This is a genomic window from Mycobacterium asiaticum, assembly GCF_001673365.1.
Taxonomy (GTDB): Bacteria; Actinomycetota; Actinomycetes; order Mycobacteriales; family Mycobacteriaceae; genus Mycobacterium; species Mycobacterium asiaticum_A.
In genome coordinates this window covers 54879-67934 of the sequence record NZ_LZLS01000003.1, presented here as the reverse complement: position 1 = coordinate 67934, position 13056 = coordinate 54879, and the positions used below count along the sequence as shown (strand labels likewise).

9 protein-coding genes are annotated in these 13056 nt (G+C 64.1%); 6 read left to right on the top strand and 3 right to left on the bottom strand.

The annotated features are described in order from the left end of the window. The first annotated feature begins 6 nt into the window (after positions 1-6). The 3 genes from A5634_RS00495 to A5634_RS00485 are packed head-to-tail and all read left to right on the top strand — an operon-like array spanning position 7 to position 4436. Complete coding sequence (locus A5634_RS00495; RefSeq protein WP_065142231.1) at positions 7-2358, top strand: CaiB/BaiF CoA transferase family protein; 2352 nt, start codon at positions 7-9, stop codon at positions 2356-2358. Further along, the gene (locus A5634_RS00490) at positions 2355-3119 is read left to right on the top strand and encodes an SDR family NAD(P)-dependent oxidoreductase (RefSeq protein ID WP_065142125.1); all 765 of its coding nucleotides are present in this window, start codon (positions 2355-2357) and stop codon (positions 3117-3119) included. Before A5634_RS00495 ends, A5634_RS00490 begins: the two co-directional genes overlap by 4 nt. A 39-nt stretch (positions 3120-3158) precedes the next feature. Beyond that, positions 3159-4436 (top strand): hypothetical protein, encoded by a 1278-nt coding sequence (locus A5634_RS00485; protein WP_065142230.1) that lies wholly within the window; start codon positions 3159-3161, stop codon positions 4434-4436. 343 nt (positions 4437-4779) lie between these two features. Here A5634_RS00485 and A5634_RS00480 read toward each other — a convergent pair whose 3' ends face one another. Continuing rightward, positions 4780-5655, bottom strand: a complete 876-nt coding sequence (locus tag A5634_RS00480; protein ID WP_065142124.1) for a DUF4344 domain-containing metallopeptidase — start codon at positions 5653-5655, stop codon at positions 4780-4782. A gap of 329 nt (positions 5656-5984) precedes the next feature. Here A5634_RS00480 and A5634_RS00475 point away from each other — a divergent pair, with 329 nt between their 5' ends. Continuing rightward, on the top strand, positions 5985-8825 hold the full coding sequence (locus tag A5634_RS00475) for an RND family transporter (protein ID WP_065142123.1): 2841 nt from the start codon (positions 5985-5987) through the stop codon (positions 8823-8825). Continuing rightward, positions 8822-9697 carry an SDR family NAD(P)-dependent oxidoreductase gene (locus A5634_RS00470; protein ID WP_065142122.1) on the top strand — a complete coding sequence of 292 codons (876 nt, stop codon included), beginning with the start codon at positions 8822-8824 and terminating at the stop codon, positions 9695-9697. Before A5634_RS00475 ends, A5634_RS00470 begins: the two co-directional genes overlap by 4 nt. On the opposite strand, the gene A5634_RS00465 is transcribed toward A5634_RS00470, so the two are convergent. Both A5634_RS00465 and A5634_RS00460 read right to left on the bottom strand, forming a co-directional pair. After that, a complete protein-coding gene (locus tag A5634_RS00465) occupies positions 9698-10624 on the bottom strand; it encodes a hypothetical protein (RefSeq protein ID WP_081290107.1) in 927 nt (308 codons plus the stop codon). A 139-nt stretch (positions 10625-10763) separates the two neighbouring features. After that, the gene (locus A5634_RS00460) at positions 10764-11375 is read right to left on the bottom strand and encodes a TetR/AcrR family transcriptional regulator (RefSeq protein ID WP_065142121.1); all 612 of its coding nucleotides are present in this window, start codon (positions 11373-11375) and stop codon (positions 10764-10766) included. A gap of 218 nt (positions 11376-11593) precedes the next feature. Here A5634_RS00460 and A5634_RS00455 point away from each other — a divergent pair, with 218 nt between their 5' ends. After that, positions 11594-13003, top strand: a complete 1410-nt coding sequence (locus A5634_RS00455) for a WS/DGAT/MGAT family O-acyltransferase (RefSeq protein WP_065142120.1) — start codon at positions 11594-11596, stop codon at positions 13001-13003. Positions 13004-13056 lie beyond the last annotated feature (53 nt).

Here is a 13056-nt window from a genome sequence, read left to right as displayed (position 1 = left end):
GAAGACATGTCGGCGCTGACGGGGATCCGGGTGGTCGAGCTAGCCGAGTCGGTCGCCGGCGAATACTGCGGGAAACTGCTGTCCGACTTCGGCGCCGATGTCGTCAAGGTCGAGACGCCCGGGTGCGGCAGCCGCACCCGGGCGTTGAGCCCGGTACTGCACTCAGGCGGGGAGGGCAGCGCTCTGTTCGCGTACTTGAACACCAACAAACAGTCTGTCGAACTCGATGTCGCCTCGGCTGAGGGCCGAAATGCTCTCCATCGGTTGCTCGGTGAGGCCGACGCGGTTGTCGGCGAGCACACGGTCACACTGGCCGAACGCTATCCGGACATGGTGTGCTGCGCCATCACGCCGTTCGGCCAGGGGGCGGCGCGCGAACTCGACAACGCGACGAGTATCAACGTGTTTCACGCCAGCGGCTGGGGTTACCACACTCCCAGCCATGCCGACCCGAACAACTCCCCGTTGCAGGGGCCGGGCCGATATCTCGCCGACTACGAAGCCGGACTCGACGCTGCACTGTGCATTGCTGCGGCGCTTTTCCGGCAGCTACACCACGGTAAGGGCGAATTCATCGACATCTCCCAACAAGCCGTACTGGTCTCGCGCGCCGATTGCGTCGTGGGTCGGTTCGTGACCGGCGAGGTTCCCGCCGACGGCGACCGAAGTGACTACGACCAGCAGGGCCCGGCGTCGTTTTTCGCGTGTGCGGACGGGTTTGTCTACCTCTACGTCACCAACCGCGCGCACTGGCTGGGCGTGAAGGCACTGCTCGGGTATCCGCAGTGGCTCAATGACTTTGACGACGACTGGCTGGAGTTCTCCGTCACCCCGCAGAAGGTCGCGAGATTCCAGCAGGGCTTCGGGGCTTGGATTCGGGACCAGCCCAGGGAAGAGGCGGCCGACCGTGCCCAGCACCTGGGCGTGCCGCTCGTTCCGGTCAACGGTGCCGACGACCTGCACCGGTCAGCACAGTATCGGCATCGCGGCTTCTTTCAACAAGTGCACCATCCGGTTTTGGGTAAGGCGGAATATCCGACGGTGCCGTATGCATCCAGTTCCGCTCCTGCCGAAATCCGTTCTGCTGCACCGCGTCTCGGTCAGCACACCGCATCAGTCCTGCACCGACCGGCTGGCCCACGGGCCCGGCCGCCGGCGCAGCCGGCGCAACTGCGTACGGCCAAGAATCCTCGCGGCGGCCCGCTGGCCGGCGTGCGTGTCATCGAGCTGACCAAAGTGTGGGCGGGACCCTACGCGGGAAAACTGTTGGCGCTGTTGGGTGCCGAGGTCATCAAGGTCGAGTCGGCGGCAATTCCCGAGGAGATGCGCGCCTACGGTGGCACGGACGTCGACCATGCACCGTTCTTCCTGAGCATCAACCCTGAGATCCTGAGCGTTGACCTCGACATCAAGACGCCCGAAGGCATGACGCGACTACGCGAACTCATCGCGCACAGTGACATCGTCATCAACAACCTGCGCCCGGGCGCGATGGAACGCCAAGGTCTGGGCTACGAGCAACTCAAAGCCATCAACCCCGACATCATTTCGGTGTCGATCAAGATGTGGGGCAATGACGGACCCTTAGGGCATCAGACCGGCTACGCGCCGTGCTTCGCCGCGCTTGCCGGGCTGGCGGGACAGGTCGGCTACGACGGCGGACCCCCGCTCGGTGCGAGCATGCGCTACGGGGACTCCACGGTGGGCGCGGCCGCGGCCTACGCCGCAGTCGTGGCGTTACTGCACCGGGATTTGCACGGTGGGGGACAATTCGTCGACGTGTCAGCCGTGGAGACCTTGTCGACAATGATCGGGGACCGCCTGCTAGAGCAGAGTCTCACCGGGCGCCCGCTTGGTCCCGAAGGCAATCGCCATCCGGACATGTGCCCGCACGGTTGCTATCCCTGCGTCGAGGGCGACTGGATCACTGTGGCCGTTGCCGGGCAGAACCAGTGGGAGGCGCTGTGCGATGCGCTTGATGCTGTTGAGCTGGCCGGTGATCCACGTTTCTCGACCATGGAAAGGCGACAGGAACACCACGACGCCCTCGATGCCGCCTTGGCCAGACACACCGCCACTCACGGCGCCGAGCATCTTGCCAAGCGGCTTCGCTCCGCCGGAGTCCCAGCCGCCAAGAGCGCCACGTCGGTTGACGTGATTGCCGACCAACTGCTCTGGGACCGTGGGCTGTACCGTTTCGTCACCGATCATCGAGAAGGTCAACGTCCGGTGGTGGGACCCTCGTGGCGAATGTCCAACGACCCGGCGCAGATAACTCGAGGCGCACCCACTTTGGGTGAGGACACCGACTACGTCCTACACCAGATACTGGGCACCCAAACGGGAGCCCGCCGGTGACCGCGACGCTGGACCACACTGCGGCGCTAGTAACCGGCGCTAGCAGCGGTATCGGCGCGGCAACGGCGAAAGCCCTTGCCGCACAAGGCGCCGCGGTGGCGTTGCTGGCGCGACGTGCCGACCGGTTGCGGCAACTTCAAGGCGAGATCGAAGCCGCCGGCGGCACCGCCGTCGTCGTACCGGCCGATGTCACCGACTCAGCGCAAGTCTCGGCGGCGGTGCGGCGCGTGGTCACCGACCTCGGGCGCTTGGACATCGTGGTGAACAACGCCGGGCTGATCCGGATGGGCACGGCAACCCAAGCGTCGCTGCAGGATTGGGATGACCTGGTTGCGGTCAACATACAAGGGGTCCTCTATGTCACCCGTGCGGTGCTTCCACATCTGATCGAGGCGGCCACCGACTCACCGCGTGGGGTGGCCGATCTGGTCACCATCAGTTCCACCGCCGGCTGGGTGGCCCGTCCCGGTACGGCCGTCTACTCGCTCACCAAGTTCGGAGTGAACGCATTCAGCGAAGGTATTCGGCAAGAAGTCTTGGGCAAGCGGGTCCGGGTGGGCGTGGTGGGCCCCGGAACCGTTGACACCGAAATCTTTTCGCAGCTGGCCGCGCCTTCCGTTGAGGCATTCGAAAAACAAACCGCCGGCATGGTCAAGCTGCGCTCGGAGGACATCGCCGATGCGGTGTTGTACATGGTGACCCGGAACCGTCGGGTGGCGGTCAACCACATGCTGGTACGCGCTGCCGAACAAACCTGGTGACTCGTGACCGACGACACGCTGACCTGGGTCACCGGGGACATGTTCGGGCATCCGTTACCGGTCGACGCCGCAACGTTGCGTAGCGGCGGTCCTAACTTCTTGACTGCAGCACTTCGGGCGTCGGGGGCGTTGGGACAGGACATCTCCGTCGCCGCCATCACGGGGTTGGCGGAGACCCGCGGCGGGAGCACCGGCCGCAAAGCCGTGCTTTCGGTGCGGTACGACACCCCGGCACCTGCGCTGCCTACCGAGCTTTTCGTCAAGTTCTCCCGCGATCTGGACGATCCGATTCGCGATCGCGGGAAGACCCAGATGGCGCCTGAGGTCCGATTCGCCGCCTTGTCCCGCGCGCCGGAGTTTCCCATCGCGGTGCCGCAGGTGTTGTTCGCCGATTATCACCAAGCGAGTGGCACGGGGATCCTCATCACCGAAAGAATCCCGTTCGGCAGCAATGGAATTGAGCGGCAATATCACAAGTGCCTCGACCACGAAATGCCCGAGCCCGTCGAACACTATCGGGTGTTGCTGACCGCACTGGCCCGGTTAGCCGGGACGCACAAATCGGGTCGGTTGCCGCTCGAGCTCACCGCACCTTTTGCGCTAGACCTGCGAGCGGCGACAGTAGGGGAGGGGTCGACGACCGACATCGACAAGCTGGACCGGAGACTGACACAACTGGCCACCTTGGTCCAGAGCCGCCCCGGACTGTTGCCTGCGACCGTCGTCGACGGCGAGTTTCTCATCCGGCTGCGGTATGAAGTCTCGCGCATCGCTGCGCACGAGGACACCATTGTTCGCCACCTCGCCGCCGACTCCGACTGTGTCGCGCTGTGCCACTGGAACGCCAACGTGGACAACGCATGGTTCTGGCGAGACGTCGACGGCGCACTGCAGTGCGGCTTACTGGACTGGGGTTGTGTGGGCCAGATGAACATCGGCATGGCGGTATGGGGCGCGATGTCGGCCGCCGAAACCGACCTGTGGAACAACCATTTCGGTGAGCTGCTGGATGTCTTCGTCACGGAGTTTCAGCGCTGCGGTGGACCGGAGGTGGACGCGGACAGACTGCGCCGCCACACGCTGCTGTATGCGGCTTCGATGGGGGCAGCGTGGTTGTTGGACGTTCCGGCGTTGCTCGGTAAGCGATTCGGCGCCGACCTCCCGCACGACCGCATGGACTCCCGCATCAAAGACGACGAAAGTCTGCGCGCACCACTGCAGATGCTGGCGAATCTGCTCTACCTCTGGCAGCGCCACCCGATCGTCGATCTGCTCGAGGAAGCGACCGGCAAGCCGGCAAGCCTCAGCGAACATTGATGGCAGGCCACAACGACACGGTCAACAAGAGGCAACGAAGAGTAACGATTCAAGCCGTGCGCTAGATTTCGCGACGGTGCTGATGCGACGGTGATCCGCGTGAGTGCTGATATCGGCGAGTTGTCACACATCTCGCGTGCGCAGTGGGCGGATCGACCGCCACAGCGCTGCACGCGCGGTCACTGGCTGCTGCCGGGACACATGATCGTTGCGACAGTGCCTTGCTCCTGTGGTCCACATGTGCGCTGGGAATGTGAATGCGGCGCCGCCGTCTACGGGCCGGCGCTAATCGAATCATGCAGCGTGGCAGTCTGATTCGCGCCACGAGCAAACCAATGTGCGTTCAGCTGGGCTTCTTGAGGTGTGGTCCCAACATCTGGTGCCACGCCTTGGACATGTTCTGAAACTCTTCCTCGCAGTTGCCAGCCCGATCTTCGGGCAAGTCGCCGGAGGTGACGATGCTGGCGTTAGCCGCAGTATCCGACCCGTAGATCCAGCATTCCCAGTTGTACATGCGGGTGATGTCCATCGAATGTCCGTCCCAGAAGGGTAATTCGTTGGCGTCGCCCGCCTCCTTGGCGCTCAACTTCCAGTCCTGCGCGGTATTCATCGCGATCTGGACCCCGTTGGGGTAGGGCTTTCCGTCCGCGCCGGGGGCCAGCAGCTCGAAGGCGGACAACTGGTCGGCCACGTCCTCCTCACGGCCGGTGAAAGCCAGCTCGTAGATGGCGAGGGTCGCGTGTCCGAGTTCGTGGTAGAACCCCGAGATCGTGGCATCGACGGAGGCCTGCACCGAGTTCGCGTTGCCGGCAGTGGCGAAGCGTTGCTCGCTTTGCGCGATGTCCTCGTAGCAAAGTTGGATTTCGTTGACGTTCGGATCCCAGTAGTCGTTGGCCTCACCGCACTGTTTGCCGACAGCACCCACCTCGTGCGGCAGATTCAGGGTGTCGTTGACGTGACCGGCGACGCTTTCCAGCAGCTTCGCATCCACCATCAACTGGCGGCCGCGCTGCGCTTCAGGCGTGTCGGCCGCCTCGTAGCGGAAGGTCATCCTTCCCGCCGCCGCGGGCTCGCTTGACGGATCCGCCTGCGAGGTCTGCGCTGACTGCGCGGGAGCGGGCGCCCTGTCCTCGGAATGCGTCTTGGATCCGGAGCACGCGACCGGTAACAAGGCAGTTGCCACAACGACAAAGACTGGTCTCAAGACCCGCCTGCTCATCTTCGCTAGCCCCTTTCGATAGCCCAGCGTCGCTTCTCTGTCAGTGGTCTGCCCGGGACCTGAGAACGGGTACGAGAACGGTACGACACTTGTGCGCTCGAAACAGGGAATCACGCGGCGACGGGAATCTGCAGGGACGACTGCGCGTTGACGCCGGTGTCCGGCGTCCACCGCCGGGGGGCACAACAAAGTACAGTTCAAGCCGCCAGACTTGGATGCCCAGGACCGGCGACCCTATCGATGAAAACCGCTGTCGGTCCGGTGGTCAAGGTGGTTGAATTATCCGACTCAACCGGGGGTTGCGCGGTGTCAATTGAGAAGGTGATGCGGTGATTGGCCGATTCATCTATCGATTTGCGCTGCTGATCGTCGGTATCTGGGCCGTTGTCGCCGTTGCCGGGAACAGCCTCGCCCCCCAACTCGAAGGGGTCGTCGCCGATAAGGATCAGCCGTTCTTGCCGACCGGAACCGCGACTTCACTTGCGGTGCAACGGTCGGCAGAGGCGTTCTCGCAAACTCCGACCGACAACGTCGGGTATCTGGTGCTCGAGCGTCACGGACCGCTCACCGACCAGGACCGGGTGTTCTACGACAAACTGGTCACGGCGCTGCGTGCCGATCCCCAACACATCTTCGAAGTTGCGGACTGGTGGCAGTTGCCCGCCCTGTCGCATGTGGCGCAAAGCGACGACCGCCACGTGGTCACCGCCGGCCTTCGGCTCTACGGCACGGTGGGCAGCACCGAAGCGGTCGATTCGATCATGGCCGCCCGCAACGCGGTGGCCAAGCTGCATCCCCCGGAGGGTTTGCACGTTTACGTCACCGGCCCCGGCGCCACCATCATGGACGAGTTCGCCGAGATTGACCGGCAGATGCAGCTCATCACCGAATTCATCATGGCGGTCCTGCTGATCCTGTTGGTGATCATCTTCCGGTCCCCGATTAGCGCCCTGGTGCCGTTGGTGTCGGTGATGCTGGCTTTAGCCGTAGCCAAGCCGATCATTGCCGTGCTGGCCGCAAACGAACTCATCGGAGTTTCGTTGTTCGCGATCGCGGTCAGTGTTGCGGTGTCGGTCGGGGCCGGAACGAGTTTCGGGATCTTCTTGATCGGGCGCTACCACGAGCGGCGACGGCAGGACCTCGATCCGGTGGCGGCATTGGCGGATGCGTATCGCGGCGTGGCCCCGGCAATCATCGGCTCGACGCTTATCGTCGTCGCGCCCCTGGGCGCGGTGGGCTGGCTGAGCCTTGCTCGAATCAGCATGTTCGCGACCACCGGTGTCCTGTGTGCCATCGGCATGCTCGCTGTCGGGGTGGCCGCCCTGACGTTGACGCCGGCGCTGATAGCGCTGGCTAGTCGTGCTGACCTGCTTAAGCCGCCGCGGCGCAAGAACGTGCGCCGCCAGTGGCGACGAATCGGAACCCACGTGGCGCGCTGGCCCGCGCCGATCCTGGTAGCCACCGGCGTGTTCGTGCTGATCATGCTGATCGCGCTGCCGGGCGTGCCGATCGGTTGGGACGAAAGAACCTCGACCTCTCCGGCGAGCGAGGCAAATCGCGGATACCGGGCCGTCGACGAGCACTTTGGCCCCAACCAATTGCAGCCGGGCGTCGTGACCATCGAAGCCGACCACGACCTACGCACCGTCGCCGGCCTGTCCGCCCTCGAGCGCGTCACGGCCGCGATCATGGGGATTTCGGGCGTGCGGATGGTGCAATCGGCCAGCCATCCTGCCGGGATGGTGTCCAAGCAGGCCGCACTTAGCGCCACCGGTGGCAATATCGGTGACCGGCTGGACGAGTTTGCCGACCAACTCGCCGCGCGGCCCGCAGCCATCGGCAACCTCGACGCCGCGGTCGGGGACCTGCTCAATGGGCTCGACCTGATTCAGACCGGGATGCAAGCGGGCAGCTATGCCCTCGGCGGCGTGAGCTTGGCCGTCAACCTCACCCAGCAGGCCACCGTCAAGGTCCGGACCCGCGCCGGGGACGTATCGGAGATTTTCGACCCACTGCGCAGCTTCGTCCGAGTTATCGCCGATTGCCCTAACACACCGGTGTGTTCGTCCGCCCAGGAAGCCGTGCAGTGGGCAACAGGTGTCGTCGACGGTTCCGGAAAGCTGGTCGATGCGGTCGAACAACTGGCGCAATCAACGGTGAATGCCGCCGCCGGAGTCCAAGCGCCGGATTTGCCTGCATTGTTGGCCAAGGTCAGCACGGAGATCGACCAGGTGCGCGGTCTGGCCGCGGGTTTGCGGGAGGTGCTGAAGAACCCTCGCCCCGTCCCTACTGCCGAGTTGCCCGACTATTTGCACAAGCTCGTCGCCGTCTCCGAAGGCGGCGTTGGAACGGACCTTTATTCGTCGCGCCAGATTTTGACCGATCCGACCCTGCGGCCGGTGCTGAGCCAATTCTTCTCGCCGAACGGACATGCCACCCGGCTGTTCGTCTACGGCAATGGATCCGAATGGGGCAATGACGGTGCGGTTCGGGCCCGCGCGATCGTGGCGGCGGTGGGCGACGCCACCAAGGACAGCACCCTGAAACCGACGGCCGTAGAACTCACTGGCGTCGGGCCGGCAACCCGTGACCTGCAAGACATCGTCGCCTCGGACCTGACGCTGCTGGTGTTGATTACGCTGGGCGTCGTTTTGGTTGTCTGCGCGGTGGTGCTGCGAAGTACGCTCGCCGGGCTTGTCGTTCTCGGCACGATCGCAGCCTCCTACGTCTGCGCCCTGGGCGCCAGCGTTTTCATCTGGCATCGGCTGCTGCACCAAGAGTTGCACTGGTCGGTGGCACCTATCGCGTTTGTGTCGATGGTCGGCATCGCCTCCGGTGGCAACTTGCTGTTTGCGATGCGGATCCGCGAGGAGCTGACCGACGGGATGCGCACCAGCATCATCCGCGCGTTCGCGGCAACCGGCGCGATCGTGACCGCCGGCGGGGTAGCGGTCGGGATAACGATGCTTCCGCTGACCAGTAGCGACGTGCTCAGTGTCTCGCAGATCGGGGTCACCGTAGGCCTGGGTCTGCTGCTGAATGCTTTGGTGGTGCGGGCTTTCGTGCTGCCGGCCATGATGGTCGTGCTGGATCGCTGGCTGTGGTGGCGGCGACCGGAGGTGAGCGACGACGAGCAAGAAGAGCTCGAGCCGGTGACCGCGACGACATGAGCGGGCCTGTCCAGCTGGCCGGTCGCGGTGCGGTGGTGGTCGGCGGCAGTCGAGGCATCGGGTGTGCCGTCACCGAATTGCTTTGCAGCCTCGGCGCGTCCGTCGTGGTGAACGGCCGCGATCCGGTCGCAGTTGAACAGACCGTCGACATGGTTGCCGCGTCGGGGGGACGAGCCGTCGGCCTAGCGGGATCAGCCAACGACGAAGGCGTCGCCACCGCATTGATCAACGAATGCACGAGCAGTTTTGGTCGCCTGGACGTGCTGATCAACTGTGCCGGGGTCGCCGAGCCGCCGCGCTCGTCGATTCTGACGGTCTCGCCGGCCGAATTCGACCACTTGATCGGGGTGCATCTGGGCACGGTGTTTCACACCTGTCGGGTCGCCGCACCCGTCATGGCCGCGCAGGGCTACGGATCGATCATCAACACCAGTTCGGTGGCGTACCTCGGCGACTACGGCGGTACCGGCTACCCCGCCGGGAAGGGCGCGGTCAATGGTCTGACGATGGCCATCGCGGCGGAGTTGAAGGGTGCCGGGGTGCGGGCCAATGTGGTGTGTCCCGGTGCGAATACGCGAATCTCGACTGGCCCAGACTACGAAGAGCACATCGACGATCTGTATCGCCGCGGAGTGCTCGACGAGGCGACCATGCGCGCCTCTCTTGACCCGCCCGCCCCCGAGTTCGTCGCCGGGGTCTACGCGTATCTGGCCAGCGACCTGGCGCGCGACGTGACTGGCCAAATCATCGTTGCCGCAGGCGGTTTCGTCGGCAGATTCGACCGGCCGACACCGCAGCTACTCGGGTACCGTGACCATGAAACCAGCGATCCGTGGTCGGTTGCCGAGTTGCATACTTTGATCAGCGGATAGCTACCTAACCAGCGCGAAGATGCCCAGCAGTAGCGCGTAACAGCCGATGACCACCGTCGCGCCGAGTGCGCTGATACCCGCCGAGGCGCCATCAATCGGATCGAGCCAGCGTCGAAACGGCCGCGAGGCGGCGGGGACCAGAACCCACTGCAGCAGCGCGACGCTGACAACGTTGCCGACGAAAACCGCTGGCACCTGGTCGATTCCGAGCCGGCTCAGCACCGGCGCCAGCCATTTGGTCAGCAGCATCACCGTCGGATACAGACAAAGCACCACCAGCATCGCCGACTTCCATGCCGGTGTGATCTTGGTCTGTCCGTCGGCCACGCGGACCGTCGATCCGAATGGTGCGCTGCGCGGCAACTCGGCGAAGTCGCGCGTCAATTCGTTGCGCAGACTGGGCAGCGCCTGCTGACGCTCGCCGGACCGAATCCAGTTAGCCAACTGCCCGGCAGTGCGGAAGCGCAGCACCGACATCCACTGGCCCGAGGCGTCGGCCGGAAACAGCGCGGTCCCGAGGTATCCGGGAAAGATTGAGCTGACCGATGTCAAATCGCGCTGCGCGGAAGCGAATTCGGTGTCTTTGCCGTGGGCGACGCTGTGTAGGAATACGCCGGCGTTGCCCGGTGGTAACTCGCCGTCGGCGAGAATCAGGTCCGCATCCGACCGCCAGACTCCGTGGGTGGCGCCCTCGGCGAGGACGGCGCGACGCTGCGCGCTGTCGAGCCACGCGTCGAGGGATTCTGTGCTGCCGAAGGTAACCGCGACGGCGCAATCCAGTTGCTCACCGGTGTGAACCGATTGGCGGGCACCGACATACCCGTTCGCCTGGCGCGCTGCGGTGATGTACTCGACGACCCAGCGGTCGAATCGTTCAAGATCTGCGGGCGGATGGAAAATCGTGATCGCGGTCGCGCCAACAGTCATGCCAGTTGTCTACCACCGACGCGCAGGATCGCGATCAACTGGTTGGTCTCGCAGCATTTTGCGTGCTTGCACTCGACGACGCGATGTCGATGCGGTAGTGGGGATGATCCGGCCGGGTCGAGCGGATGGTGATTGTCGCTCAACGCAATCCATTGACAGCGAACTTCTCCACGTAGCGGCGCACCGTGTCCGGTTCGGACATTTCGAAAGTCTGGGATTGGTTGACCGTCGAGAACGAGTAGATGATGCGGGCCAGCCATTCACTGGCAGCTTGCACGTCGACGCCTGCTCCGACTTCGCCGCGATCCCGGGCGTCGTCGACATAGGGAACCAGGAATGCCGTGGTGCGGCGGACGAAGCTGTCGCCGTCAGAGATTATGCGTCGCATGAGTTCCGCATCGTCGGTCATCAGCCGGTTGCGGGTGCGGTGATCGATCAGGATGGCAGCAGTCACCTGCGCCATCGCACCGATCTGTTCGGCCAGGGTGCGCTTCTCGGCCATCGCTTCAGCGACTTCGCGATAGAACTTCTGGGCGCCGAACTCGATGGCGGCCTCGACGAGGACCTTGCGGTCTTCGAAGTAGCGGTAAACCGTGCCCCGCGACAGATTGGCCAATCGCGCCACATCCTGCACGCTGGTGCGCTGGATGCCGAGCTGCTTAAAGCATTCGTTGGCGGCATCGAGGATCTGATCCCGCCGGCCGAGCTCATCGAGTTCACCCGGTTCGGCCACGGCTTGTTCGGTCGACATCGAGACAATACTACGCGACATTCCTTGTCACTCTGTTCTATCGCGGCTCTGGCGCAGCTATTGCCCCAGTTCTAGCGCAGTGCGCTGACAGAGCTCCACGGGTTTAGTCGATCCGGTGTGCGGGGTACGCGGTTCGGAACCTCGGCGGATGGGGCTCAATGGGGAGCGGGGGGTTTTCCTAAAAAGCAATTTGTACGTCACTAGTCGAGCAGGCGGCTATGCAACGTTTAAGTGGACTTGATGCATTCTTTCTCTACATGGAGACTCCGACCCAGCCACTGAACGTGTGCTGCGTCTTGGAGCTTGACACCTCGACGATGCCGGGCGGCTATTCGTATCCCCGGTTGCGGGCTTCGCTGGCCAAACACGTCAAAGCGGTACCGGAATTTCGCATGAAACTGGCCGATACTCAGCTCAATCCGGATCATCCGGTGTGGGTGGACGACGACGACTTCCAGTTGCGTCGCCACCTGCACCGCGTCGCCGCCCCGGCACCCGGGGGCCGGCGCGAAGTATCCGAGATCGGCGGGCACATTGCGGGGTTGCCGTTGGACCGGGACCGCCCGCTGTGGGAGATGTGGGTGATCGAAGGCGGCGCTCGCGATGACCGGGTCACGTTGGTCTTGAAGGTGCATCACGCGGTGGTGGATGGCGTGGCCGGCGCGAATCTGCTTGCGCAGCTGTGCAGCACGGCGCCGGACGCACCGGTGCCTCGGCCCGTTGCGGGTGCCGGCGGTGCCAGCACGCTGCAGATCGCGGCGAGTGGATTGTGGAACGTCGCAAAGCGGCCACTACGGCTTGCAACGGTGGTGCCCGCGACGATCCTGACACTTGCTCAGACATTGTTGCGTGCCCGCGGGGGCCAGACGATGGCCGCACCGTTCCGTGCCCCGCCGACTCCTTTCAACGGTCCGCTTACTCGGCATCGCAATGTCGCCTACACCCAACTCGACATGCGCGACGTCAAGAGGGTCAAGAATCAGTTCGGTGTGACCGTCAACGACGTGGTGGTGGCGTTGTGCAGCGGGGTGTTGCGGCGTTTCCTGCTCGAGCGTGACGAGCTGCCCGACGCTCCGTTGGTGGCCACCGTCCCGGTTTCGGTGCGTGACAAGTCCGACCGACCCGGGCGCAACCAGACCACCTGGATGTTCTGCCGGTTGGAGAGCCAAATCAGCGATCCCGCCGAACGCCTTCGCGCCGTCGCCGCCGGGAACAACGCCGCCAAAGATCACACGGCGGCGATCGGACCGACGTTGCTGCACGACTGCACGGAATTCGGCGGCCAATCCATGTTCGGTGCGGCGATGCGCATCCTGCCCCGAATTCCGTTGAGTACCAGTCCTATCTACAACATGATCCTGTCGAACGTGCCCGGCCCCGGGGATCAGCTGTACTTCCTGGGCTCTCGCATCGACGCGATGTATCCGCTCGGCCCACTGCTGGGTGGCGCCGGCCTCAACATCACCGTCATGTCGCTCAACGGGACGCTGGGCATCGGGATCCTCTCGTGTCCGGACCTGATGCCGGAGTTGTGGGGGATGGCCGACGCTTTTCCGGACGCGCTCAAAGACCTGCTGGAATGCGGTGACAAGTCGCCACGCCACGATAGGCAATCTGATCCCGACTGATCGGCACAGAACATAAGCACGAAAAGTGTAATGTTGTACAGCAGTGTGAACCG

Coding starts and splice junctions, on each gene's coding strand:
- A5634_RS00470 (WP_065142122.1), top strand. CDS start 8,822: ATGAGCGGGCCTGTCCAGCTGGCCGGTCGCGGTGCGGTGGTGGTCGGC.
- A5634_RS00495 (WP_065142231.1), top strand. CDS start 7: ATGTCGGCGCTGACGGGGATCCGGGTGGTCGAGCTAGCCGAGTCGGTC.
- A5634_RS00465 (WP_081290107.1), bottom strand. CDS start 10,624: ATGACTGTTGGCGCGACCGCGATCACGATTTTCCATCCGCCCGCAGAT.
- A5634_RS00480 (WP_065142124.1), bottom strand. CDS start 5,655: ATGAGCAGGCGGGTCTTGAGACCAGTCTTTGTCGTTGTGGCAACTGCC.
- A5634_RS00485 (WP_065142230.1), top strand. CDS start 3,159: ATGTTCGGGCATCCGTTACCGGTCGACGCCGCAACGTTGCGTAGCGGC.
- A5634_RS00455 (WP_065142120.1), top strand. CDS start 11,594: ATGCAACGTTTAAGTGGACTTGATGCATTCTTTCTCTACATGGAGACT.
- A5634_RS00460 (WP_065142121.1), bottom strand. CDS start 11,375: ATGTCGACCGAACAAGCCGTGGCCGAACCGGGTGAACTCGATGAGCTC.